General features: G+C 64.7%; 26 protein-coding genes. 17 read left to right on the top strand and 9 right to left on the bottom strand.

The genetic code is table 11. The annotated features are described in order from the left end of the window. Positions 1 to 135 precede the first annotated feature (135 nt). The 3 genes from ACSFC5_RS00260 to ACSFC5_RS00250 all read right to left on the bottom strand — a co-directional run bounded on the left by ACSFC5_RS00260 (position 136) and on the right by ACSFC5_RS00250 (position 1,789). On the bottom strand, positions 136 to 516 hold the full coding sequence (locus ACSFC5_RS00260; RefSeq protein ID WP_440763275.1) for a DUF7500 family protein: 381 nt from the start codon (positions 514 to 516) through the stop codon (positions 136 to 138). An 80-nt stretch (positions 517 to 596) separates the two neighbouring features. After that, on the bottom strand, positions 597 to 1,178 hold the full coding sequence (locus tag ACSFC5_RS00255; RefSeq protein WP_440763274.1) for a flagellin: 582 nt from the start codon (positions 1,176 to 1,178) through the stop codon (positions 597 to 599). 5 nt (positions 1,179 to 1,183) lie between these two features. Next, positions 1,184 to 1,789 carry a flagellin gene (locus ACSFC5_RS00250; RefSeq protein WP_440763273.1) on the bottom strand — a complete coding sequence of 202 codons (606 nt, stop codon included), beginning with the start codon at positions 1,787 to 1,789 and terminating at the stop codon, positions 1,184 to 1,186. Between the two features lie 436 nt (positions 1,790 to 2,225). On the opposite strand from ACSFC5_RS00250, the gene ACSFC5_RS00245 reads away from it, so the two are divergent. The 8 genes from ACSFC5_RS00245 to ACSFC5_RS00210 all read left to right on the top strand — a co-directional run bounded on the left by ACSFC5_RS00245 (position 2,226) and on the right by ACSFC5_RS00210 (position 9,925). Beyond that, positions 2,226 to 3,350, top strand: a complete 1,125-nt coding sequence (locus ACSFC5_RS00245; RefSeq protein WP_440763272.1) for a FlaD/FlaE family flagellar protein — start codon at positions 2,226 to 2,228, stop codon at positions 3,348 to 3,350. Positions 3,351 to 3,373: 23 nt separating this feature from the next. Next, positions 3,374 to 3,829, top strand: a complete 456-nt coding sequence (arlF, locus tag ACSFC5_RS00240; RefSeq protein WP_440763271.1) for an archaellum stator protein ArlF — start codon at positions 3,374 to 3,376, stop codon at positions 3,827 to 3,829. Next, on the top strand, positions 3,819 to 4,298 hold the full coding sequence (arlG, locus tag ACSFC5_RS00235) for an archaellum stator protein ArlG (protein ID WP_440763270.1): 480 nt from the start codon (positions 3,819 to 3,821) through the stop codon (positions 4,296 to 4,298). Before arlF ends, arlG begins: the two co-directional genes overlap by 11 nt. Then, positions 4,295 to 5,023 carry an archaellum protein ArlH gene (gene arlH, locus ACSFC5_RS00230; protein WP_440763269.1) on the top strand — a complete coding sequence of 243 codons (729 nt, stop codon included), beginning with the start codon at positions 4,295 to 4,297 and terminating at the stop codon, positions 5,021 to 5,023. The genes arlG and arlH overlap by 4 nt, the downstream gene beginning before the upstream one ends. Position 5,024: 1 nt before the next feature. Beyond that, positions 5,025 to 6,704, top strand: coding sequence for an archaellum flagellar ATPase motor FlaI (flaI, locus tag ACSFC5_RS00225; RefSeq protein WP_440763268.1), 1,680 nt, complete (start codon positions 5,025 to 5,027; stop codon positions 6,702 to 6,704). Positions 6,705 to 6,732: 28 nt separating this feature from the next. Beyond that, positions 6,733 to 8,496, top strand: coding sequence for an archaellar assembly protein ArlJ/FlaJ (gene arlJ / locus ACSFC5_RS00220; RefSeq protein ID WP_440763267.1), 1,764 nt, complete (start codon positions 6,733 to 6,735; stop codon positions 8,494 to 8,496). 124 nt (positions 8,497 to 8,620) lie between these two features. Further along, positions 8,621 to 9,079, top strand: coding sequence for a FlaD/FlaE family flagellar protein (locus tag ACSFC5_RS00215; protein ID WP_440763266.1), 459 nt, complete (start codon positions 8,621 to 8,623; stop codon positions 9,077 to 9,079). A gap of 345 nt (positions 9,080 to 9,424) precedes the next feature. Beyond that, a complete protein-coding gene (locus ACSFC5_RS00210) occupies positions 9,425 to 9,925 on the top strand; it encodes a helix-turn-helix transcriptional regulator (RefSeq protein WP_440763265.1) in 501 nt (166 codons plus the stop codon). A gap of 66 nt (positions 9,926 to 9,991) precedes the next feature. Here the strand turns inward: ACSFC5_RS00210 and ACSFC5_RS00205 are convergent, their stop codons facing one another. The 4 genes from ACSFC5_RS00205 to ACSFC5_RS00190 form a co-directional block, all read right to left on the bottom strand. Next, positions 9,992 to 10,429 (bottom strand): DUF7112 family protein, encoded by a 438-nt coding sequence (locus tag ACSFC5_RS00205; RefSeq protein ID WP_440763264.1) that lies wholly within the window; start codon positions 10,427 to 10,429, stop codon positions 9,992 to 9,994. 27 nt (positions 10,430 to 10,456) lie between these two features. After that, positions 10,457 to 10,861: a 30S ribosomal protein S6e gene (locus ACSFC5_RS00200; protein WP_440763263.1), complete on the bottom strand. Its 405-nt coding sequence runs from the start codon at positions 10,859 to 10,861 to the stop codon at positions 10,457 to 10,459. 314 nt (positions 10,862 to 11,175) lie between these two features. Continuing rightward, positions 11,176 to 11,646: an NUDIX hydrolase gene (locus tag ACSFC5_RS00195; RefSeq protein ID WP_440763262.1), complete on the bottom strand. Its 471-nt coding sequence runs from the start codon at positions 11,644 to 11,646 to the stop codon at positions 11,176 to 11,178. Between the two features lie 61 nt (positions 11,647 to 11,707). Beyond that, a complete protein-coding gene (locus ACSFC5_RS00190) occupies positions 11,708 to 12,223 on the bottom strand; it encodes a GNAT family N-acetyltransferase (RefSeq protein ID WP_440763261.1) in 516 nt (171 codons plus the stop codon). Positions 12,224 to 12,501: 278 nt separating this feature from the next. Between ACSFC5_RS00190 and ACSFC5_RS00185 the strand changes: the two genes are divergently transcribed. Beyond that, positions 12,502 to 13,698, top strand: coding sequence for a polysaccharide deacetylase family protein (locus ACSFC5_RS00185; RefSeq protein WP_440763260.1), 1,197 nt, complete (start codon positions 12,502 to 12,504; stop codon positions 13,696 to 13,698). A 57-nt stretch (positions 13,699 to 13,755) separates the two neighbouring features. Here the strand turns inward: ACSFC5_RS00185 and ddh are convergent, their stop codons facing one another. Beyond that, positions 13,756 to 14,688 (bottom strand): D-2-hydroxyacid dehydrogenase, encoded by a 933-nt coding sequence (gene ddh, locus ACSFC5_RS00180; protein ID WP_440763259.1) that lies wholly within the window; start codon positions 14,686 to 14,688, stop codon positions 13,756 to 13,758. A gap of 526 nt (positions 14,689 to 15,214) precedes the next feature. Next, positions 15,215 to 16,600: an eIF2B alpha/beta/delta subunit family protein gene (locus ACSFC5_RS00175; protein ID WP_440763258.1), complete on the bottom strand. Its 1,386-nt coding sequence runs from the start codon at positions 16,598 to 16,600 to the stop codon at positions 15,215 to 15,217. A gap of 232 nt (positions 16,601 to 16,832) precedes the next feature. Here ACSFC5_RS00175 and ACSFC5_RS00170 point away from each other — a divergent pair, with 232 nt between their 5' ends. From ACSFC5_RS00170 to ACSFC5_RS00135, 8 genes are all read left to right on the top strand, one after another. Beyond that, entirely contained in the window at positions 16,833 to 17,387 is a 555-nt protein-coding gene (locus ACSFC5_RS00170; protein WP_440763257.1) for a metallophosphoesterase family protein, read from the top strand. A 91-nt stretch (positions 17,388 to 17,478) separates the two neighbouring features. Continuing rightward, entirely contained in the window at positions 17,479 to 17,634 is a 156-nt protein-coding gene (locus ACSFC5_RS00165) for a hypothetical protein (RefSeq protein WP_440763256.1), read from the top strand. 31 nt (positions 17,635 to 17,665) lie between these two features. After that, positions 17,666 to 18,211: a ribbon-helix-helix protein, CopG family gene (locus ACSFC5_RS00160; RefSeq protein ID WP_440763255.1), complete on the top strand. Its 546-nt coding sequence runs from the start codon at positions 17,666 to 17,668 to the stop codon at positions 18,209 to 18,211. A 155-nt stretch (positions 18,212 to 18,366) separates the two neighbouring features. Then, a complete protein-coding gene (locus ACSFC5_RS00155; RefSeq protein ID WP_440763254.1) occupies positions 18,367 to 19,572 on the top strand; it encodes an Nramp family divalent metal transporter in 1,206 nt (401 codons plus the stop codon). A 43-nt stretch (positions 19,573 to 19,615) separates the two neighbouring features. Beyond that, the gene (locus tag ACSFC5_RS00150) at positions 19,616 to 21,718 is read left to right on the top strand and encodes a hydantoinase/oxoprolinase family protein (RefSeq protein WP_440763253.1); all 2,103 of its coding nucleotides are present in this window, start codon (positions 19,616 to 19,618) and stop codon (positions 21,716 to 21,718) included. After that, entirely contained in the window at positions 21,718 to 23,424 is a 1,707-nt protein-coding gene (locus ACSFC5_RS00145) for a hydantoinase B/oxoprolinase family protein (protein WP_440763252.1), read from the top strand. Before ACSFC5_RS00150 ends, ACSFC5_RS00145 begins: the two co-directional genes overlap by 1 nt. Next, complete coding sequence (locus ACSFC5_RS00140; RefSeq protein ID WP_440763251.1) at positions 23,421 to 24,182, top strand: maleate cis-trans isomerase family protein; 762 nt, start codon at positions 23,421 to 23,423, stop codon at positions 24,180 to 24,182. Before ACSFC5_RS00145 ends, ACSFC5_RS00140 begins: the two co-directional genes overlap by 4 nt. Positions 24,183 to 24,402: 220 nt before the next feature. Next, the gene (locus tag ACSFC5_RS00135; protein ID WP_440763250.1) at positions 24,403 to 24,969 is read left to right on the top strand and encodes a DoxX family protein; all 567 of its coding nucleotides are present in this window, start codon (positions 24,403 to 24,405) and stop codon (positions 24,967 to 24,969) included. The last annotated feature ends 110 nt before the right edge of the window (positions 24,970 to 25,079 follow it).

Here is a 25,079-nt window from a genome sequence, read left to right as displayed (position 1 = left end):
CTCGAGTCGTCAGCGACTGTCGTCTGCCGAGACCCCACGCTGGGAGTGGGTGGGTCCAGACAAAAATCCGCGTCCGCAACGTGAGACACGCCGTGTATTCCTGTTGTCCTGTAAGAGAGTGCGGCGAGAACGCAGTTAGACCTCGAGATCGGATGCGGCCAGCACGACCTGCAACGTTTCGCTCGGCGACATGTCGTCGTCGAGCTGGCCCGCATACCAGATCAGAAGGTCTCCGAACACCTCGTGCACGTCGTGTGACGTGGCGTGATGGTGTGCGAGTGCGCCGTCGGTCTTCAGCGTGCTGTCGACCCCGTGGGATTCGGCCGCGTCGGCGAGCGCGGTGCCCCTCGACTGGTCGGACGCGTTCGACTCGAGGTGCGTGGCCCTCGAGTCCGCATCCGCGGTGATCGTGGCAGTCTCAGCCGCCGGCATCTCGGCCGTTGCGGTCGGACCATCCGACCTGACGAGATAGCGGTTCTCACTGAGTTTGGCGACGTTGTCGTCCTCGAACTGCAATTCTTCGGGGTGAGAATGCCGTCGTCGTGTGTCGAATCAGGGTCGTATTACTGTTAGTCGTTGTGATGGTATGGGAGTCGTTAGACTGAGACGACTTCCTTGTCACCGAATGTCGATGGAACACTCACGCCGTAACTGAATTGTGCACCAGACTGGTCAATGAGTTTGACACTTGCACTATCTCCGCCCTGGAGACCGTCACTCTCAATTGCTTCAACATTGACCGTAAGTTTGACACGGTCATCAGTATTCAACAGTTCAGTACTGTCACCGGAACCAGTGATATTTTCAGTTGCGAATTGACTATCGCTTGCTCCGCTATCGTCATAGACTAGTGTCACGTCGGCACTGTCACTGGTATATTGAACGGTCATAGCCGACAGATCGATCGCTCCGGAACCTGCCGATTTCATGATCGTCATGTTGATTTCATCGACGTAATCACCAGAGACGTTTCCACTGGCGTGGACAACTTCGACCTGATTCGCAACCGCTTCCTGTGTCTCGGAGCCCGTGTCGGATGCTTGACTCTGTAGTACCCCGGCTGTGTTGATTAATACTCCTGCTGCGATCGCTGCGACCAGCACCATCGCAATGAACACGATGAGGGTACCGATACCCACCTGGCCACGTTCGTCTGCGTCTGTGATATTCTCGAACATTATTATTAGACCTGTACAACGTCTTTGTCACCGAACGTCGATGGGACACTGATACCGTACGTGAACTGCGCACCGGATTGATCAACGAGCGAGACAGTTGCGCTGTCGCCGCCTTCAAGGCCGTTACCACCGTTGATCGTTGCAACATCAATAGATAGCTTGACACGGTCGTCCGTGTTGAGAAGCTCAGTGCTGTCACCAGAGCCAGTAATGTTCGCAGTTGCAAATTCCGTGTCGCTCGTGAGGTCAGTCGGTGTTGCAGTGCTGCTGTGCGTCAATGTGACGTCGTCCTTATCACTAGTATACTGAACGGTCATGGATGACAGGTCGATCGCTCCGGAACCTGCCGATTTCATGATCGTCATATTAACTTTATTAACATACTCCCCGCCAGTATCGACAGTTCCACTCGCGTGAACCACTTCGACTTGGTTCGCAACCGCTTCCTGCGTCTCGGAACCAGTGTCAGATGCTTGGCTCTGCAAAACACCGGCCGTGTTGATTAGTACTCCTGCCGCAATCGCCGCAACCAGCACCATCGCGATGAACACGATGAGGGTACCGATACCCACCTGGCCACGTTTGTCGTCGTCTGTTATTGTTTCGAACATAGTGCGTACACCCTGCGTGCCGGACTCGCCCGCGACGCGTCACACGTGTAACGCGCTCGAGCGCCCACCTGGACACTCACCACCGACCTGACGGGCCGAGCCCGTCGCTCCCTCCGCGGGCGTGGCGACGGAACAACGGTTGTGTCCCGTCGAGGGTCGGTGTGTGGCGAGATGATTGGCATCACAGTATCTGGGGATGCACCCCGGCGATGACAACGAATAGTCGGACTATCAAGCTCGGTACCATTTCAGCGAGCGTATCGAGACTCGACTCACGCCTCGAAACGCGGCGCGAACTCGAGCGAACCCCTTTAGGACCCGACTCGCTACTGGGGAGTAGCATGACCGTGCGACGTGGATGTGGGGGGATGCCGATCGCAGCCAACGGCGTCCTCGAGGCGGGCCCCCACCGCGTCGCGACCCCGCGTAGGTGACAATGAACTTCGGACTCCAGACGTTCCGCGAACTCATCGAAGACTTCCTCGCCAGCAGCGGCGGTCGTCGGGGCCGCGAGCGCGAGGCGCGACGCGAGGAGGACGACGCGTTCGACGAGTCCGAGCAGACAGCCGACACGGAGTCGGAGTCGACGGAACCGACCGCCGAAGACGACGAACCCGAGGCGAGCGAGAGCGGCGGCGGCCTCTTCAACCGCGGCTCGAGCGACGAGGACGAGGAGGTCGACGACCTCATCTATCGCATTCAGGAACTCGAGGAGGAACTCGAGTCCAAGGAGTCCACGCTGGGGACGGTCCAGGACTCCCAGCAGCAGGTCGCCGAGCAGGTCGAAGAGGTCAACGACACGGTTCGCCAGCTGCTCGGCGTCTACGACATGGTGACCGACGACGTCAACCCGTTTACGGGCGCGGGCGAGGAGAAAAACGGCTTCGGCGTCTTCGGCGAGGACGACGACGGGGCCAACGAGTCGGGCGGATTCGGTCTCGCGTCGGCTACCGAATCGTCCCCTGATTCGGGTACCGGAGACGAGACGGTCTCGTTCGACGATCTGAAGGGGGCACTCGAGAACGCGGCGCAGGCCCAGGCCGACGGCGGGGAGACGATCACGTTTGACGAGAGCGAACAGTTCGAGCACGAGGACGACCGCGACACCCGCGTCGAAGTGCAGGCGACCGAAAGCGTCGACGAGCCGGACGACGAGAGCGACCAGAACCGACCCGATGCGGGAGACGAGAGCCGAACCGACACAGACGACGACTCGGACGACGTCACGCTCGCGACGCTCGCCGACACGTTCGCGACCGACATCATCGTCTTCGAGTGGCTCACCCAGCTGGTCCGGACGGCCGGCTCGGCGGCGACGCTGCGGGCGATCTCGTACTACGCCGAGATCGGCTGGATCGACGAGGAAGTCAAAGCCCACCTCGAGGGCGTGCTCAGCGGCCCGGATCTCGACATCCACGTCGATCCGGAGACGACGCCGGAGGAGCTGACCGCCGAGGATCACGCCGACAGCTACACGTACATCATGAAGCTCCAGGAAATCCACGAGACGCGACGGGAGGTCGAGCCGGAACGGCCGACGAACTCGGGGTCGAGACCGTGACCCGGCGACCGAGGTGATCGAAGATGGGATTCAGTACCAGCGGCGCGACGGCGGTGCTCCTCGTCGGACTGCTCGTGGCGGTCGGCATCGCCTACCCGGTACTGCAGGGGGCCCAGGAGGCGCGGCTGTCGGCGATCGACGACCGCGACGACCGGACCCTCGACCTTCGCAACAGCGATATCGAACTCGAGGAGGCGCGGTACAACGAGACCAGCGACGAACTGACGGTAACCGTGACCAACACCGGCTCGACGACGCTGTCGGTGCCCGCGACGGACCTGCTCGTCGACGGCATCTACCAACCCGTCGGTGAGGACGAGATCGCCGTGGACGGAACCGCGGACAGAGCACTCTGGCAGCCCGGCGAGACGCTCGCGTTCACTGTCGAAATCGACGAGTCGGACGACCCGCCGGAACGCGTGAAGGTCGTAACCGAACGCGGCATCGCCGAGACGGCGGAGGTGACCGATGTCGAGTGAGTCGATCTCGTCGCTGATCCTCTTTATCGCCGCGATGCTCGTCGCGGCGGCCGTCGCCGGGACGCTCGTGACGACGGTGACCGACGTCAGTGGTTCGATCGATACCCACAGCGACGGGGTCAAAGAGCAGATCGATACTGACATCGAGATCATCAGTGATCCGGGCAGTGAGGCAGTCTACGACGGCGACGATACCGGCGGAACCGTCTCGGTGCTGGTCAAAAACACCGGAACGACCACGCTCGCGAGCGAGGGGAGCGGCCTCGACGTTCTCGTCAACGGCGAGTACGTGACGGACGAGGTTCCGCCGACGATCCTCGACGACGAGGCCACCAGTTGGCGCCGCGGCGTCGTCGTCGAACTCGAGATCGCCGTCGAGGACGGACTCGCCAGCGGCGAGGAACACCGCGTGACCGTTATCGTTAACGGCCAGACGGAGACCCTCGAGTTCTACGTGCCTTACCCATGACCGACTACTACTCCATCGGACTGACCGACAGCGACCGTGTGAACACCGCCATCGGCGGCGGCATTCCCGAGGGGAGCATCGTGCTCATCGAGGGCGAGGACGGCGCCGGCAAGAGCGCGCTCTCCCAGCGGTTTTCCTACGGGATGGCGACGGAGGACGTCCCCGTCACCTACATCTCGACGGAGCTCGAGTCCTGGGAGTTCGTCCAGCAGATGCACTCGCTGTCCTACGACGTGGTCGACCTGCTGTTAGACGAACGAATGCTCTTCCTCCACGCGAACGTCGACACGCACGACGAGGGGCGAGAGCGACAGCTGCTCGCGCGGCTCGCGAGCGCGGAGACGCTCTGGAAGGCCGACGTGGTGTACGTCGATACGCTCTCTGCACTCCTGCGGAACGACCCTAACTACGAGGCCGTCATCGAGGAGGGAGACGAGGACCACGTCATCCAGCGGCTGGTCACCTTCCTCCGGCACGTGACCATGCAGGACAAAACCGTCGTGTTGACGATCGATCCGACGAGCGTCCGCGACGACGCGTTGCGGCCGTTGCGGAACACGGCCGATATCTACTTCCAGATAGAGACGAACACGGTCGGACAGGAGATCCGACGGAACGTCCTCGTCCGTCGGTTCCAGAACATGAAAACGCCAGTCGACGACTCGATCGGGTTCAACGTCCAGCAGGGACGGGGCATCTCGATCGTCAGCAGGACGGTGGCCTGAAATGTCCGATTTCGGCACCGCACGACTCGAGAACGAACTCGACGCCTTGGCCGACGAGCACCCACACCTCCGGGAACACCTCGAGTGGTTCGCCGAGGAACACGGCGAGTACCCGAAGCTCATCGACGAGCCGAGCGGCGAGTGGGAATCGGACCGGCCGAACGTCATCTACGAGGCCGAGGCACCGATCTTCTGTCACGTCCACGGCGACCTGGGAATCAGCACGACCTACTACTGCGTCGAGCCGACCCTCGAGGAGGCGGACACGGCGCTGTACGACAAGATCCGGCGGCGGATCCTCGATAAGAGCGTGACGCGACCCGCACCCAGCAACAACGAGGAGTTCGAGGAGCACCTCGACGAACTCCTCGACGAGGTCGTCGAGATCACGTCGGGGATCACCGGCCAGTCGATCGGTCGCCTCAAATCCCTCGGCGGGACCAAGATCGCGCTCTCGCAGGACCAGTTCGACCGGTTGCGATACCAGCTCCAGCGCGACATCGTCGGCCTCGGCCCGCTCGAGCCGGTGATGGTCGACACGGCGAACGAGGACATTCACGTCATCGGGCCCAAACAGTGTTACCTCGATCACGGCACCTACGGGATGATCTCGGCGACGGTCGACTTCGGCACGCCCGAGGAGTTCGAGCAGTGGCTGCGAAACATGGGCGAGCGGATGAACCACCCCGTCAGCGACTCCGATCCGGTGATCGACGCGACGCTGCCCAACGGGTCGCGTATCAACATCATCTACTCCGACGACGTCTCCGTCCAAGGGCCGTCGATGACGATCCGTCAAGGCGAGGAGATACCGCTGTCGATCCTGCAGATCACGAAGTGGGGAACGGTCTCTCCCGAACTGGCGGCGTACCTCTGGCTCTGTCTCGAGAACGAGCAGACGGTGTTCGTCGTCGGCGAGACGGCGTCGGGGAAGACGACGACGCTGAACGCGATTCTCTCCTTCATCCCGCAAGATTCGAAGATCTACACTGCAGAGGACACGGCGGAAGTGTTGCCGCCCCACGACACCTGGCAGCAACTCCTCACCCGCGAGGGGTCGGGCGACGAGTCCGCGGACGTCGACATGTTCGACCTCGTCGCGGCCGCGTTGCGTTCGCGTCCCGACTACATCATCGTGGGAGAGGTCCGCGGTGCGGAGGGACAGATGGCGTTTCAGGCGGCCCAGACCGGCCACCCCGTCATGCTGACCTTCCACGCCAGCGACATCGTGTCGATGATCCAGCGATTCACCGGCGCACCGATCAACGTCCCGGAGACGTTCATGGACAACTGCGACGTCGCGCTGTTCCAGAACCGGGTCAAACAGGGCGACGACGTGCTTCGTCGCGTTACTTCCGTTCAAGAGATCGAGGGCTACTCGGACTACGAGGGCGGCGTCGTCACCCGGCAGGCGTTCAAGTGGGACCCACGCGACGACGACGTCGCCTTCACGGGACGGAACAACTCCTACGTCTTAGAGGAGCAGATCGCGACCCTGCTCGGCTACGAGGACACGCGGGAGATCTACGACGAACTCGACCGGCGCGCGGAGATCATCCGCCAGCTCATCGACGCCGACGTGCTCGGCTACCACGAGGTCAACGACGCCATCGCGGACTTCCAGCGCGACGGCCTCGAGGGGCTCCCGATCCAGATCCGGGGACTCAACCAGTTCGCCTGAGCGGCGACGCGAGATCCACACACCGCCAATGTCGACAGAATCCCAACCCGCGCCCGATCTGAGCGCCCGTTCGATTTTGCAGTCGCTCAACACGGCGTACGCGAACATGGAGATGTCGATGGAGCGGTATCTCCTGCTCGTGATCGGGCCCGCGTTCGGCTTCTTCGTCGGCGCGGCCGTCGTCGTGGTCGTCCTCGGTCTCCCGCTGTTCGTCGCGCTCCCGGTCGTGTTGCTCGGACTCCTGTTCGTGGTCGTCGCAGTCATCTACCCGAAACTCGCGCAGGATCGCAAGCGAAAGCAGGTCCGCCAGCGCTTTCACCTCTTTTTGACCCACATCACCGTCCTCTCGATGACGAACATCAACCGCGTCGAGATCTTTCGAACGCTCGCCGAGGAAGACGAGTACGACGCCCTCGCCGAGGAGATGGGGTATCTCGTCGCGCTGGTCGACACCTGGAACATGAGCCTGGACGACGCCTGCCGGCTCCGGGCCAAACAGACCTCGAGTCCCCTCCTGACAGACTTTCTGGAGCGACTCGCCTACACGGTCGGCGGCGGCCAGGGGATCGACGAGTTCCTCGTCGAAGAGCAGGACACGATCATCCAACAGTTCGTCACCCGCTACGAGTCGGATCTGGCGAAACTCGACGTGATGAAGGAACTGTACATGTCGATGATGCTGTCGGTGGCGTTCATCCTCGTGTTCGCCATCGTGTTGCCGATACTGGTCGGAATCAGCCCGACCCTGCTCATCGCCGGGACGATCGCCATGTTCGCGATCGTGCAGGTGGCGTTCGTCTACGCGATTCACGTGGTCTCGCCGTACGACCCGCTCTGGTACATCGAGGAGACGGCCGGACCCGGACCGCTGTCGCGGATCCCCCGAGCGCTCGCGATCGGGATCGGCTGCAGTCTCGTCCTCGCGGTCGCCGCTCTGCTCGTCCTGCTCGGACTCCTTCCGATCGCCGCCGATCGGATTCCGCTACCGATCATGGCCGCGATTCCCGTGACGCCGCTGCTCCTCCCCGGCTGGCGGATGCGCCGGGAGGAGAGCAAGGTGAAGGTCCGCGACGGCGAGTTCCCCAGTTTCATCCGTGCGCTCGGTGCCGTCGAGAGCGTCAAACAGACCTCGACGGGGAACGTTCTCGAGAGCCTGCGACGAAAGGACTTCGGTGCGCTGACCGCGAACGTCGACGCGCTCTACAAGCGACTCAACATGCGAATCGACGACATCCGGTCGTGGCGGCTGTTCGCCGCTGAAACCGGCTCCTACCTCATCCAGAAGTTCGGCGACATGTACGTCGTTGGCCGCCAGATGGGTGGCGATCCGAAGGTGCTCGGAAAGGTCATTAGCCAGAACCAAAACCAGGTGCTCAAAGTCCGCGAACAGCGCCAGCAGGCGACGACGACGCTGACCGGCGTTCTCTACGGGATCACCGCCGCGAGCGTCTTCGCCTTTTTCATCGGTCTCGAAGTCATCGAGATCATGATGGAGATCACGACGGAGATGAACCTCGACGGCGGGGGCGACGCCGGTGGGGCGGGAACCCAGATGAGCGGCAGCGGCGTCGCGAGCAGTTTCTTACACACCGAGCAGTACAATCTCGGTGCGATCGAATATCTGCTGATCATGACCATTCTGATCAACGCAATGCTCTCGTCGATCATGATCCGGATCACCGACCGCGGCCACATGATCAGCAGCCTCGTCCACTTTGTGCTCCTGACCTGGCTCGGTGCGATCATCGCCGTCGTGACGAAGTACGTCGTCAACGCTGTCATCGCCGTCTGATCGAGTTCGGGCGCGGACCCCGGTGGCCCGCACTGCCGGGCGACTCAGTCCTCGTAATCGGACGAAGCTTCTTGATAGTGCCACGACTGTCATCGGTATAGACCGGCCACGCCGGTTACCTACGATGACAGGATCACAACCGTACCTCGAGACGCTCGAACGATCGGCCGGGCGAACCGACGCGACCATCCAGTGGGCCCGGTTTCTCGGCGAAACGTTCGGGACCACCGGCGCGCTGAACTGCCTGCGCTACTACGAGGATCTCGGCTGGATCAGTTCGCTCGTCCGCGAGCAGATGACCTCCTACCTGCGCGGGCTCTCGCTCGGGGAAATACACAACAAGCGCTACGACGAACCGACGACGCTCGAGTACCCCCTTGAGTCGCTCAGCGGGACGCTCTTTTCGGCCCACGCCCAGAGTCTCGAGTACATCGCGACGATCAGCGGGGACGATCTCGAAGAGCACGTCATGATCGCTCGGATGGCCGAACGTCGCGTGGACCGACGGATCGACGAGGAAGCGGAGACGGCCGACGACCCGAACGAGATGGTCAGCATCATTCGCGACGGGCCGCCGACATAGTGGGCATTCATTCGACTATCGGCCATAACCCTTATACAATATGGACCCATCCCGCTTATAATTGGCCAAATATCCAATAGGATGGCTATTTCGATCTGCATCCCATATTCAATAAGAGATCGGTGATGAGTTGCAAACAATAGCAGATTATATCGTTATTTTATAAATCAAGAAATTTTGTACTTATAGATTCGGCGTCTGTTCGCCCCCTTGCCATTTAATATCTATGGGTTCCAGAAATTCAATAGTCGTGAGTGGTGGTCGTCTATCAGTGGTTCGTCGGCAGTGCGTGGTCGACGGGTGGATCGACGGTCCGTCTCACGAACCCCCAACTGGTGATCGTCAATGCGTGAGGATATACCCGATACGGAGTCCGTCTTCGACGACCTGTCGAGGGCGGCGACTGCAGACGAGCAGTCGGAATCGTACACTATCTCCTTGGGAACGACCGACGAGTCGTCCAAGGACGTCGAGCGAGAGCTCGACGAGTTGATGGCGGAGGTGAACGCGGCGTTGCCGACCGAAAACGTCCAGTTCGACGAGGCGATAATCAAGGAGAATCTCGACGAGATCCTGCTGATGCTCATCGCCCTGCACGAGGAGACCCACGGGAAGGAACTGCTCTCGGATCTCACTCACCTGTTCGGTGCCCAGCTTAGTCCGGGCACCGTCTACCCGAGTCTACACACGCTGGAGGAGGAAGACGTGCTCTCGATGCACGCGAAAGTTCGAACAAAGGAGTACTCCATCGACGACGAGGAGTACGTCCGCGCGACCGTCGAACGAACGATGGTCCAGCATCTGGCCTTCGGGCTGTTGCTGTACGCGTTCCTCCCTCGACTGTAGCCCGTTCGCTATCTCTTTATCGAACTGTGCGCCCAGCGGCGACTCGAGCCCGAGCCGACGGTACTGCTACTGCTCCTCGAGATCCTTCGCGATGTCGTTCAGGCTGTCGCTCGGCGGTTCGTGAGCGTCGTAGTAGAGCGTCTCGCCCGGCGCGCGAAGGCCGTAGAGGAACTCTGGTTCGATGACGTCGACAAGCACCGAGCTGCCGGCCGCGACGCCGTGGTCGTCGGCCCAGTCGACCAGACGGTCCGCCGCGCCGCTCGGGTCACGAGCCTGATCGGGCGTCTCGTAGATGGCGGGAATCGACAGGTCGTTGCCCGTCAACGCCCGCTCGACTCGTCCGAACAGTTCGTCGCCGTCGAGGACGATTCGGACGACCTCGTCGGTCGGGAACGCGTCGCGTTCGTCGGCCGGTACCTCGAGACGAACGCCGGTTGCCGTCTCGGTACACGTCGACCGGACCGTCTGCACTGACGGATGGTCGCTCGAAATTCGGTCTGCCATGCTAGAACGAAAGGTCGTGTGGTCGGATTACTCGTCGTCCTCGGCGTCGCCCTCACCGAGCAGTTCGTCGATACCAGTGCTGCCGTGCTCGACAACTGCGGCGTTGATTTGTGCGACGGCGTCAGAGACCTCGCTCCCGCGAACCGTGATACGGCGGCGCTCGCCGTCACGCGACGGCTTGTAGCCCGTCTGGCGTTCTTTCATCAGGACTTCCTGCAGGTTTGCGCCGGCGACGCCCGGGTTGAGCGGTCGGCCGGCGTTGTCCGAGCCACCGGTGATCTCGAGCGTGTAGCCGTCGAGACCGACGGCGCCGCCGTCGACTTCCTCGCCGATCGACTTGCCGATGAACCGGTTTGCGTCCTGTTCTTCCGCCTCGAGCTGGTAGGACGACCCGGAGTCGGGGTCGCCAACGACGACAGTGAAACTTGCCATGTGCGACGGAAGACGGCCGTCGCTCAAAAGAACATCGATACGACCTTTCGCGCTACGGTCTGCCCCACTGACGGCAGCGTCGCTGCCCACAGCGCGTCGTTCCTCGGCAAAATCCGCAACAGGGCGCGTTGCACTCTGCGCTCGTTCGGAGTTGGCGATTCCGACGGAGTCGCTTGCAGTTGGGCGACAGCGTGGCGCAAACGGTTCGCGGGGCCATACACGGGGCGAGCGTGAGTACGGAAGACGGCCCTCTCGTCGCTCGAGACGCCTCCCGGCCAGCTGACTTTACGATGTCGACTGCAGTTCGAAGAAGGTCACATCCCAGAGCCGGCGGCGCGAATCGCCTCCGTCCCGAGCGTGACGACGTCCTCCGGCAGCTCGCTCTCGAGTAGGTCGTTCCGCGTATACCATTCCCATGAGTCTGCAGCCACCTCGCCGTCTGCGGACGAGATATCGCGACTCGAGACCGTCGCGTAATAGATCAGATCGATGTGCTGGTGGCCGACTCGGCCGTCGTGGACGTTGATATCGTAGAGCATCTGGTGGCGCGGCGAGGGTAACGGCCGTCCGGCGGGGGCCTCGATCGGTTCGGGGTCGTCGAGCAGCGTCGCTTCGAGCCCCGTCTCCTCGCGAACCTCCCGAAGCCCGGCTTCGGCGGGCAGTTCGTCCCGATCGACGTGTCCGCCGGGCGGAATCGTCATCCCGAGGCGCTCGTGGTCGTGGAGGGCGATCGCCCCGTCGTTGACGATGTAGACCGTCGCCGTGAAGTGGCGCGTCGTTTCCATACGGGCGAGAGAGGCCGGCGTCCCTTCAGGGTACTCCATCCGCGGCGGAACTAAAACTAAGCTACGCCGACTGCAGCGTCGTTCGCATCCGCAGACACTCGAGTCCCACCCCCGCTTCCATCTCGAGCGAGACCGTCTCGACTCCCTCGTAGCCCTGTCGCCTGTAGAAGTCGATCGCGTTTCGCGACGCCGTTAGCACGAGCGTCTCGAGGCCCGCATCGCTCGCGGTCGACTCGAGGGACTCGAGGATCGCGCGACCGACCCCCTCGCGTGCGTGGTCGGGGTGAACGCAGACGGCGCCGATCTCGCCGGTCGAGTCGTCGCGGCCGTCGGGATCGGAGTCGAGCACGCCGAAGCCGGCGATTTCGACGCCACCCTCGAGTTCGGCCACGACGACGTGGTGGTCGGGGTCCTCGAGCGGATAGCGCTCGGGCGGAACGTTCGAGAGCCACGCTCGGACCTGCCGGTCGTCGTACGCAGCGGGTCCGAGTTCGCGGATCGAGGCCGCGTGGATGTCGGCGATCGACTCGGCGTCTGCGGACGTCGCTTCGCGGAGCGGTACTCGAGGTGGGGTCATCGTCGGACGGTGGGCTGGGTCGGAGCGAGTACGGTTTTCGAGACGATGCGGCGATCCGTCGAGCGCGCTTCGGTCCGTTCTGGCACGCTTACCCACCTAATAATAACGACTAGATACGAGCGAGTTGAGAGCATGGACGACGACGTACAGTTCGGACGGCTCTCACCGCCGCCGCGACGCGAGCGCAACGGGCGAATGGACGACGAAACGAACACTGATCGTGGAGGCGAAGCGAACACTGATCGAGGAGGCGAAGCGAACACTGACCGCGGAGGACGATGAACCGAATCGGACGGCGGGAGGCCTGTCGGCTCGGGGCGACGAGCGCGCTCGTGATGGCGGGACTCGGAGCCGGGACGGTCGTCGGCTCCGCCGGAGCGAGCACCGACGGACAGATCGTGTTCGTCTACGACGATAGCTGGCGCGAGGACTGGACAGACACCTTCCCCGTCCACCAGGACGAAGGCGTTCCCGCCTGCTGTGCGGCCGTCGTCGACTACGTCGACACCTCTTGGGGGCTGCTTCCGGAGCACCTTCGGGAGATGGAAGCCGAGGGCTGGGAGATCATGTCCCACACCGCCAGTCACGTCGCCGTTGGCAATCTCTATCTCACCGAACCGGCCGAACCGGGCGACGAACGACTCTATCTCGACGGCAGCTTCCTCGGACACTACGACGGCGACGAGATCGTGATCAGCGACGGCGACCGGACCGTCGAGAACGTCATCGCCGGCGGCGACCGCGACGACACCGGGATCTACCTCGACCTCGCGGACCCGGTCGGCGAGGCGTTCGACGCGGGAACGGCGTTCGCGCGCTTTACCGACGAGCGCGTCGGCGACGAGGTCGTCGGCTCGAAAGCGGCACTTGAGAACATGGGCGTCGATGTCGACGCCTTCGTCTCGCCGTTCGGCCGCAGCGACGGACTGGTCGACGACCTCGTGCAGGACCACTACGCCGCGTTCGCGAACCGCGGCGGAAACGGCCTGAACGCGCTCGAGGGACTCGATTCGTACGAACTCGGGCGCTCGAGTATCGACGGACAGTCGGTGAGCGAAGCCGAGATCGAACGCTTCTACGACGACGTCGCCGCGGGCGACTATCTGGGGATCGTGGTCGGCCACAGCCAGTTCGACGAGACGACGCCCGAACGCGTCCGGTTCGCGATTCGAGAGGCGAAAGCGCGCGATCTCGAGATCGTGACGCTTCGAGAGGCGCTGACTGATCTCGACGCCTGGCCAGCAACCGGCGACGAGCGCGCTGGAGGGTCGGCCGACGACGGGAACGGAACCGAGACGGAGACGACCGCCGAATCGGACGGGACCGAATCGCGAGCGAGCGCCGACCGCATCGCGTCCGCGGTCCGGGACAACCGCGCTCCGATCCTAGCGGGCACCGGTGCAGCCGCGGCGGCCGGCCTCGCGGGAACCGCGCTCTACCGTCGGTTCGACCGCGAGGACGAAGACCGGTTATGAACGACGAGCGAAATCGACTGTGAACGAAAAACGGGTGTACGGTGAGCGAAACGCGGATCAGACTACGCGGTTGTGGAACTCGTCGTCGCCAGACTCGAGTCGATCTACGTTGTCACGAACGATCTCACCGATGTCCCGGAAGTAGTCCCGCGTGTAGGCCGCACAGTGGGGCGTGACGATCACCTCGTCCAGCTTCCACAGCGGCGACGACTCGGGGAGCGGCTCCGCCTCGAAAACGTCGAGCGCCGCGCCGTCGATCGAATCCGACTCGAGGGCGTCGATCAGCGCCGGTTCGTTCACGACGGGCCCGCGGGCCACATTGACGAAGTAGGCGTCCTCGCGCATGGCGTCGAACGCCTCCGCGTCGAACAGGTGGTGCGTCTCGTCGGTCAGCGGAACCGTAGCAATGACGAACTCGGCGTCGGCGACGGCCTCGAGCAGGTCGTCGTTCGCGTAGATCTCCTCGAATCCGGGGACGGGATCGCCCGAACGACGGACGCCGATGACGCGAACGCCGAGCGCGCCGAGCGTCCCCGCGACGCCGCGACCCAGCGTTCCGGTGCCGACGACGCAGGCGGTCGTGCCGGGCAGCGTGAACGCCTCGTCCCACTCGGGGCGCTCCCACCGGCGCTCCTGCTGGTTCGCGACGTGGTCGTGAAGCCGTCGTGAGAACGCGAGCAGGTAGCCCGCGACCGTCTCGCCGACCGTGCGGTCGTGGATCCCCGTGCTGTTCGTGAGAATCACGTTCGCGGCCTCGAAGTCGTCGAACGGGAACCGATCGACGCCCGCCTGGATGGAGTGGATCCAGTCGAGTTCGAGGAACGCCTCGCGGTACTCGAGGGTGACAACCGCGTCGCAGTCGGCGATTTCGTCGTCGCCGATGACGTCGACGGCGACCGGAAGGTCGGCGAGGTGGGTCGCGAGTTCTTCGGGCGGGAACACCGCGTCGACCGAGTCGTGGACGCCGAGTCGCTCGAGTTCGAAGTGCATGGGTACGGGTACGGACGAACGCGGGTTGAACCTTTCCAGAGACGACTCGTCGTCGGCATCGTTGCTGGAGTCTGCGTTGGACAGCTGATGGTGTCCATTTGATAGGCGTAGTGAGCGGGATTGGTTTGCTGATGATTTGGCGAGAGCGAGCGTATCGTGCCGCTGGCGGCGATGAGTTCCACGTCCTCCCCAGCCGATTCGGTCGCTCGCAGGCTCGCTCCCTCATCCCTCGTGCGAATTCGAGTCGTGGTTCACTCGTCGCTCACCACGGCTCAGCGCACGCCACCGCACGTGGTTCGATCGATCCGAACTGATGTGTCTCTCGCCTGTGCTGACGATCGATCCACGACGTCGGTCGGCTATTGGAGCCACTGAGGGGACGGTTCAGAGATGGTGCCGTCGCTGGGAACTTTGAAAGGGCGGCTCAGGAAAAATCCTCGTCACAAGGGGCTCGGAGGGGGTAACATATCGTCACTGCCGCCTACTTGCGCTTCGCACTCGAGGGGTTTCCGTCTATCGCTTCGACTCACCCATCGCGCCACTCCTCGAGCCCTCGCAACTCCTCGACGACAGCCGCCACCTCGCTAGCCTCGAGCGCCCCTCCCTCAGTCACGACCTCGTCCACGCAGTCCGCAGGCGTCACGTCGAACGTCGGATTCGCCACGTCGAGCGACGCGTCGCCGTCGTAGACGGCGGCCCGTGAGCCGGACTCGAGGTTCACCTCCTCGCGCGTCGAGAACTTGTCCGTCGCGGCGACGACCGTGACCGGAATCCCCTCGTAGGCGGCCGCGAGCGCCAGCGTCCGCGTTCCGGTCTTGTTCACCACGGAGCCGTCGTGGATCACCGTATCCGCACCGACGACGACCCGATCGACGGCCTCCTGCGAGCAAACGTGCGCCGCAGCCGCGTCGGTGTGAACCGTCACGGGACAGTCGATCTCGTCGTCCGCGGCGAGGTCCTCCGCCACGTCGACACCCTCCCGCGCCGGCCGGGATTCGGCGACGAAGATTCGCGACGGATCGCCCCCGCGGAGCGCCTCGAGAACGGTTCCCGACCGCGAGAGCGTCGCGACGGAGCCGTCGATCAGCTCGCCGGCGGCCGCCGCGGCGTCGGTATCGGCGGCGGTTGCGCGTTCGATTCCGTTAATCGTGGGCTCGAGGACGGCCGACGCGCCGGGAACCGACTCCTCGTCGGGTGCGGCCTCCACCGCCTCGCTCATCGTCCGATTGACCCGGGTTCGGAGGACCGCCATCGAGGGGCGAGCCTCGAGCAGTCGGCCGGCGAGTTCGGCGAGTTCGTCCCACTCGCCGTCGGGATCGGCGCCGCGCTCGCCGGTTCCTCGGTCGCCGTTCTGAGGCGCTGTTGTCGCCTCGCCCTCCTCGCGCTCCGCCACCAGCAACCCCGCCCGGTCGCGCAGGACCTCGAGCGCGCGGATCGACAGATACGCCGCCCCGTGCTCGTCGTCGGCCGCGATCGATCGAACCGTGGGCGCGACGCGCTCGTAGGCGGTCCACAGTTCGGGCACCGTCTCTCGATCGTCGTCCGGATCGATAGCAACCGTGGGAGACACCCACTCGAGGGCGTCGTGTTCCTCGCTCAGGTCGATCTCCCGGGAATCGGCGTCGAACAGATACGGGTGAACGACCCATTCGCGCTCGAGGGCCGGATCAGCGAACTCGACCGGGCGGCCCGAGCGAACGAGCGAGACGGATTCACCGGGCTCGAGACCGGTCTCCTCGCGGATCTCCGCGCGAACCTGTTCGTCGGGGTCGCCTTCAGCGAAGCCGGAGACGCCGCCCCATCGGCCCTGATAGGTGCCGACAGCGTCGCTGCGGCACAGGAGGAGGACGTCGCCTCGGTGTCTGAGAAAGGCGGTGACGACGTGCGTTCCATCGGGAGTGTCGGCGCACATACCCGTCCCGACGGGGGCCGGAGTGGTGTCGCTTTCGACAGCGACTCGCCCTCCCGGCTGGTCGCCTTCACGGTTGAACGCGTCTCTCGAGGAAGGGATCGTCTCCTGGAACGACCTCGAGTGAACGAGACAGTCGACCGGGGATCGGCCGCTGACGAACGGTTTTCGGCGTCGGTGACAAACGGTTTGGGAGAGACGAACAGTTTTCGAGAGTGGCCGACAAACGGACGCTATGACCCGTATCGCGATCATTTCCGACACGCACGTCCCCACTCGAGAGTCCGACATTCCCGACTGGGTCGTCGCCGAGATCAAGCAAGCCGACCATACTATCCACGCCGGCGATTTCGAATCGTTCGGGGCGTACGAGCAGCTCGTCGACCTCACGGACGGCGAACTGACCGCCGTTCTGGGCAACGTGGATCCGGCGACGCTCGACGTGCCGCGGACGGCCACCCACGAGGTCGACGGCGTGACGTTCGTCGTCACCCACGGGGACGGCTCGTCGGGCAGCTGGCGCGAACGGGTCCTCGAGACAGTCCGCGAGGAAGCGGGGGTGGACACCGAAACGACACTCGCCGCCGTCGCCGGCCACACCCACCAGGTGGTCGATACGACCGTCACGTTGGACGATTCCCACCGAGCCGACGACGAGGAGCAACTCGCCAGTCGCGTCCGGCTGCTCAACCCGGGAAGCGCCACCGGCGCTGCACCCACGATGTTCGAGACGATGTTCGTCGCCACCGTCGACGACGGAACCCTCTCGGTCGAGCATCGAACTGGATAGGTCGTCCCATCTCAGAGAACGCGAGTGAGACCCGCGGTCGCAGGCGGTGGACGAATCGTAAATTGTCGACAACACGTATCCGGGACTATCGATGGGAACTCCCGAACGAACGACTATTGGGTCCGAAACGGACGCTCAGATCGGCGTCGATGTCGGCGGCACGTTCAGCGACGTCGCCCTCTCGCTCGAGGAGCGACAACCGACTCGACGGACCGCGAACGTGACTTTCGACGGACACGTGCCGTGAACTATACCCGTCTCGCGTTCGACGAGAGCACATGACTCAGCGCGTCACGGTCTCGCTCGACGACGACTCGCAGGCGGCACTCGAGACGCTCCTCGCCGAGACCGGCAACGGACAGAGCGAGATCGTCCGCCGTTCGCTCGCCTTCTACGCGGCGAACTTCGAGGCGGCGAGCGGCTCGCCGAGCGACAACTTGGAACAGTACTATCAGATGCTCACCTCGGGCGAGCACGTCCTACTGGACGTCGACTTCCTCCACGCCTTCCTCGAGCACTGCTACGCCGGCGGCGACCCCGATCCGGCGTTCGTCGAGGCGGCAGACCGCGTCTCGGACTACCACGCTCGCGAGTACGCCCAGCGCTTCGAGAGCGTGGGCGAGGTCCTCGAGTGGCTCTCGTTCTGTGGCTTTCTGGATGTCCGCAGCGAGGAGGACGACGTCTACCATATCGTCTTCCCGTCGGAGGCGATCCGCTGGTTCATGACGCGCTTTCTCGAGCGCAGCACGGTCGATCTGCCGACGGAGATCGATATCGAGCAGGGCGTCTCGAAGGTGATCGTGACCGAACGCTCGAGTAGCTGATTCCACGCTCGGAGAACGGATTCGTCGACGGACGACTGACGTGCATACGATTTCATACGTCGAACATCACCCGTGCGGGAATACTCGAGTCCGTGTGTTCGATTCTTAACAACCCTTTTCTGGTCTTCGGAGAGGGTTGTGTGTGGACATACATCATGGGTGTTGTAGACAGACTCAAATCGATCGGACCGGGCGCACTCGTTGCCGCGGCGTTCGTCGGTCCGGGAACCGTCACGACGGCGAGTGTCATCGGAGCGGAGTACGCGTACCTGCTCGTGTGGACGATCGCGTTCTCGATTCTGGCGACCATCGTGCTCCAGGAGATGAGCGCGCGACTGGGACTGATTACGAAAGAAGGGCTGGGCGAGGCGTTTCGCGGCCAGTTCTCGAACCCGATCGCGAAGGGGGTGACCATCGCCCTCGTCGTGAGCGCGATCGGGATCGGCACGGCGGCGTTCCAGACCGGGAACATCGTCGGCGGCGCGGCCGGCCTCGCGACGATCACCGGCATCAGCGAGAACGTCTGGGGGCCGCTCATCGGGCTGGTCGCCGCTGCCTTGCTGTGGTCGGGCAGCTACAAACTGATCGAGCGGGTCTTCATCGGCCTCGTCGTCGTCATGGGACTCGCGTTCGTGCTCAACGCGATCATCGTTCAACCGGATATCACCGCCCTCGGCGGCGGTCTCGTCCCCACGGTCCCCGAGGGCTCTGCGTACCTGATCGCCGGGCTCGTCGGCACCACCGTCGTCGGCTACAACCTGTTCCTGCACGCGAGCACCGTCCAGGAGCGCTGGGACGGGGCGGCCGACCTCGCTGAATGTCGCACCGACACGATCGGGATGATCATCGTCGGCGGGCTCATTACGACTTCGATCGTCGTCACGGCCGCCGCGGTGTTCCCCGAAGGCACCCAGATCGCCGACGTCGGCGAGATGGCCGACCAACTCGAGCCCGTCTTCGGCGGCTACGCGCTCACGTTCTTCGCGATCGGACTCTTTGCGGCCGGCTTCACGAGCGCGATGAGCGCGCCCCTCGCCGGCGCGTACGCGACTGCGGGGGCACTCGGCTGGGAGCGCGACCTGAAATCGACGCGCTTTCGCGCGATCTGGATGACGATCCTCGGCGTCGGCATCGTCTTCTCGGCGCTCGACTACAACCCCGTCGAGGTCATCGTCTTCGCGCAGGTCGCCAACGGACTCCTCCTGCCGATCCTCGCGGTCTTCCTCATCTACGCGATGAACAACGACGACCTGCTCGGCGAACACACGAACACGACCCTCCAGAACGTCCTCGGCGGCTTCATCACGCTCGTCGTGGTCGGAATCGGTCTGCAGACGCTCTACGACGTGCTGATCCTCTAACCGAATGAATTCAAACGACTGCGACACGTACTCGGCCGCATCGATGGACGAACAGACTGCACGCGCCGACGGCAGTGACCCTCCGAACGCCCTGCGCACCGACGGTGGCGTCCCGCTCTCGAGCGACGATACCCGGATCGGCGTCGACGTCGGCGGCACCTTCACCGACGTCGCGCTTACCGTCGACGACCGCCTCGTCACCGCGAAGGTGCCGACGACCGACCCCCAACAGGTCGGCGTCCTCGAGGGCATCGAAAAGGCCTGCGAGCGAGCGAGCATCGATGCCGGCGAAATCGACGCCTTCGCCCACGCGATGACCGTCTCGGTCAACGCCCTCCTCGAACGCGGCGGCGCGAAAACCGCGCTCGTCACGACCGAGGGGTTCCGGGACGTCCTCGAGATCGGCCGCCAGAACCGGCCGGATCTGTACGACCTCGAGGCCGAGAAGCCGGATCCGCTCGTCCCCCGCCAGCGACGATACGAGGTCACGGAGCGGACGACGACCGAAGGCGTCGAGCGAGCGGTCGATCCCGACGAGATTCGGGATCTCGCGGCGACGCTGCAGGAATCGGACGTCGAAGCCGTTGCCGTCTGTCTGCTGCACTCCTACGCCGATTCGGAGAACGAGCAACTCGTCACCGAGATTCTGCGGGAGGAACTCGCAGTCCCGGTCTCGGCCTCTCACGAGGTGCTCGCGGAGTTCCGCGAGTTCGAGCGGACGTCGACGACGACCGTCGACGCCTACGTTCGGCCGGCGATCGACCGCTACGTCGGTCGGCTAGTCGACGAAGCCGAGGACGCCGGAATCCCCGCACCGCGGATCATGCAGGCCAACGGCGGCATCGCGGATCCCGAGACGGTTCGCGAACACGCGGTGACGACGACGCTGTCGGGTCCCGCCGCGGGCGTCGTCGGTGCCGCGGCGACCGTCGACGACGCCGACGTCGAGGGGCTGGTCACCTTCGACATGGGCGGCACCTCGAGCGACGTGAGCCTCGTTCGGGACGGGCAGGCCGAGCGGACGACCGACGCCGAGATCGCCGGACTGCCGATCCGGACGCCGATGGTCGACGTGAACACCGTCGGCGCGGGCGGCGGCTCGATCGCGTGGGTCGATTCGGGGGGTGCGCTGCGCGTCGGCCCACGTTCGGCGGGCGCAGAGCCCGGTCCCGCCTGTTACGGCCGCGGCGGCACCGAACCGACGGTCACCGACGCTAACGTCGTCCTCGGCTACATCGGCCCCGAGACCGCGCTGGGGGGCGAGATGACCCTCGACGTCGAGGCCGCTCACGACGCGCTCGAGCGACTCGCGGACGAGGCGGGGCTCGAGAGCGCGCTCGAGGCCGCACGGGGCGTCTACCGCGTCGCGAACGCGACGATGACCCGGACGATCCGTGCGGTGACGGTCGAGCGGGGCCACGATCCCCGCGAATTTGCGGTCGTCGCCTTCGGCGGCGCGGGACCGATGCACGCCGCCGCGCTGGCCGAGTCGCTCGAGGTCGATCGCGTGGTCGTTCCGCGGCCGGGTGGCGTCCTCTCGGCGTTCGGCCTCCTCGCGGCCGACGAGAGCTACGACGCCGTTCGGACGGTCGGCGTCGGCCTGAATCGAGCGGAGTCGGCTGATCTCGAGTCCGTCTACGACGACCTCGTCGCAGACGTGCTCGCTGACGCGTCGGATCGGGACGCCGCGCGGGTCGAGCGCGCCGCCGACTGCCGTTACGCTGGTCAGAGCTTCGAACTGACCGTTCCCGTCGACGAGTCGTTCGACGCAGCCGCGGTCGCGGAGCGTTTCCACGCGGCCCACGAGCAAGCCTACGGCTACGCGATGGACGAATCGCTCGAGGTCGTCAACCTCCGCGCGACGGCGACGGTTCCGGGAACGGAGCCGACCGTCCGCCACGAGGGGATGGGCGACGCTCGGCTCGGCTCCCGAGACGCACACTTCCCCGGCACCGGCGTCGAACCCCGAGAGACGACCGTCTACGATCGGGATCGGCTCGAGTCGGGCGCGACGATTTCCGGGCCGGCGATCCTCGAGCAGGCCGAGAGCACGACCGTCGTCCCGCCGAACTGGGGCGGCGAGATCCTCGAGGACGGCACGCTGGTGATGAGTCGAGCAGCGGACGGAACGGAGGTGAGCAAGTGATGACGAGAGAGACCGACGCCGAAAGCGATTTCGACGACAGTATCGATCCGGTGACCCTCGAGGTGCTGCGCAACCAACTCGAGAGCGTCGCCGAGGAGATGGGCCAGACGCTGATCCGCGGGGCCTACTCGCCGAACATCAAGGAGCGCCGGGACTGCTCGACGGCCCTGTTCGACGCCGAGGGGCGGATGATCGCCCAAGCCGAGCATATCCCGGTCCATCTCGGCGCGATGCCCGCGGCCGTCGACGCGGTGCTCGGGTACGACCCGCAACCGGGCGACGTCTTCGTGCTCAACGACCCGTTCACGGGTGGGACGCACCTGCCGGACGTGACGATGGTGTCGCCGATCGCACCCGAAGCAAGCGGGGGTCGTGAGGCGGCCTCCGGGGCCAGCGAGGAACCCGAAATCGTCGGCTTCGCCGTCTCACGCGCCCACCACGCCGATGTCGGCGGAATGACCCCCGGCAGCATGCCCGCCGGGGCACAAGAGATCTACCAGGAGGGCCTGCGGCTCCCGCCGACTCGACTGGTCGAGGGCGGCGAGCGCCGCGAGGACGTCCAATCACTAATCCTCGCGAACGTCCGCAACCCGACCGAGCGACGGGCCGACCTCCGCGCGCAACTGGCGGCGAACGAACGCGCCGAAACGCGGCTCGCGGCGCTCTTCGACGAGCACGGACGGGAAACGGTGGTGTCGGGGTTCGACGCCGTCATCGACTACTCGCGCGAGCGGATCGCCGAGGAGATCGCGGCCCTGCCCGACGGTACCTACGACGCGACCGACCTCCTCGAGGGCGACGGCATCACTGACGAAGATATCGAAATCCGCGTCTCGGTGACGGTCGACGGCGACGCGATCGACGTCGACTTCTCGGGGACCGCAGGGCAACTCGAGGGCAACCTCAACGCCCCCATCGCGGTCGCGAAGAGCGCGGTCTACTTCGTCGTGCGCTGCATCACGGATCCCGAGATCCCGCCGAATCACGGCTGCTACGAACCGGTGAACGTCCACGCACCCGAGGGCTCGCTGTTGAATCCGAACCCCCCTGCTGCGGTCGTGGGCGGCAACGTCGAGACCAGCCAGCGCGTCACGGACGTCGTCTTCACCGCGCTCGCGGGAGCCGCGCCGGAGCGCGTGCCCGCTCAGGGCCAGGGGACGATGAACAACCTGACCATCGGCGCGCGCGACGGGTCGTTCACCTACTACGAGACCATCGGCGGCGGCTTCGGCGCTCGAGCGGGCCGCGACGGGATGGACGGCGTACAGGTGGGGATGACGAACACGCTGAACACGCCCATCGAGTCCCTCGAGACCGAGTACCCGCTCCGGGTCGAGCGCTACGCGTTGCGTCCGGATAGCGGCGGGGAGGGACGTTTTCGGGGCGGACTGGGACTCGAGCGCACCGTCACCGTCGAGGCGGACGCGACGGTGTCGCTGCTGACCGAACGGCGACGACACGCGCCGAAGGGCGTCGCCGGCGGCGGGAACGGCGCACTCGGCGAGAACCTGATCGACGGCGAGTCGGTGCCCGCGAAGACGACCGTCGACGTCGAAGCGGGGACGACGGTCTCCGTCAGGACCCCCGGCGGGGGCGGACACGGCGAGCCGGAAGAGCGAGACGAGGCGGCGCTCGAGGCCGACCGCGCGGCTGGCAAACGAACCGACTCGGACGAGGACGCGGAGGCCGAGGTGACCGATCGATGAACACCGACACAGACGCTGACGCCGACGCTAACACCGACGACGTCCGCGGCCGACTCGGGCTGATCGTCCCCTCCTCGAACACCACGGCCGAACCGGAGTTCCGCCACTGGCTTCCCGACGAGATCACCGTCCACGGCGCGCGAATGGAACTCGAGTCCGTGACCGTCGACGCGCTGGACGCGATGAGCGACGACGCGGCGCGGGCGGCCGAACTGCTGGGCCACGCCGACGTCGACGCGGTCGCCTACGCCTGCACCACCGGCAGCCTGCTCCACGGGCCCGGGTTCGACGCGGAACTCGAGGAGCGATTGCAGGCGGCGGCCGGCGTCCCCGCCGTCGCGACGGCCCGCTCGGTGGTACGCGCGCTCGAGGCGCTCGACGCCGAACGGATCGCGGTCGTCACGCCCTACACCGCAGACCTCGACGCGAAGGAGCGCGACTTTCTCGAGGCGTCGGGGGTCGAGGTCGCGTCGATCGACGGCTGGGGGCTCGAGGCGAACACGGCGATCGGCGCGCTGGACGCCGACGACGCGTCTCAGCAGGTACTCGACAGCGTGGACGGGGTCGACGACCTCGACGCCGTCTTCGTCTCCTGTACGAACTACCGGTCGCTGGCCGCCGTCGAGGCGCTCGAGGCGAAACTGGGGGTTCCGGTGATCACCAGCAACGGTGCGACGCTGTGGGACGTCTGTGGCGTCGCCGGACTCGAGGTCGATCTCGACGGGCCGGGTGCGCTGTTCGACCGCGACCGGGCGTGAACGTCGGTCGGATTCGGCCGGACTCGAGTACCGCGGTTCTGAGAAAGAGAGCGATCTGATCGATCGTGCTTTCTGAAGTCGAACCGGATCGAGCGTACCCTGTTCATATCGGAAACGAGAGTGGTGTTAGCGTACTAGATGTGTTCCCGTACGGTGGGAAGATGGGTATTCGTTCAAAGGAGTTGCCACCCTTCTATCAAATATAAGGAGCTGACCGATCATGTCCACTACCACCGAAAACGCACTCGAAAGCCGCTACGCTGGAATCAAACTCGAAGGCCGCCCCCACGCGCTGTCGGCGTGGTTCGTCGTCGCCCTGCGATTCCTGCTGGGCGGCATGATACTGTTCGCCGGCCTCGGAAAGCTAGCGTTCGTCAGCGGCGAGCCGTTCGACGCGAGCGGCTTCCTGGTCCACGGCGTCGATCCGGCCAGCCCCGTCAGCGGGCTCTACGCCGCGATGGCGGGGAACGCGGCCCTGATGGAGATCATCAACGTCGTCGTGCCGGCGACCCAGATACTGATCGGCGTCGCGCTGATCGTCGGCGGCCTGCTCCGATTGGCTGCCTTCGGCGGCGCGTTACAGATGTTCGCCTTCTACCTCGGCGGCTGGGAAGGCCAGTGGCTCGCGCTGTTCGACTCGACGCTGATCTACGCCGTCCTGTTCCTGGCCCTCGCGGCCTTCGGAGCCGGACGGATCCTCGGCGCGGACCGCTACATCGAGAACCTGCGAGTCGGCAGCCAGACGCTCGTCAAGACGTACCCGAAACTCCGATACGTTCTCGGCTAAACCGGTCCTGAATACCTCTTTTTCGCTTCTACACTCGATTCAATCGCCATTTTTGCCGACACAGTGGACTCGCTACAGACGCAAACTGAACGTAGATTGATTCTCCCAGT

The organism is Natronorubrum marinum, from assembly GCF_052040125.1.
In the GTDB taxonomy this organism is placed as follows: Archaea; Halobacteriota; Halobacteria; order Halobacteriales; family Natrialbaceae; genus Natronorubrum.
The sequence above is the reverse complement of the archived record's forward strand: the minus strand, read 5'-3'. Positions and strand labels throughout refer to the sequence as shown.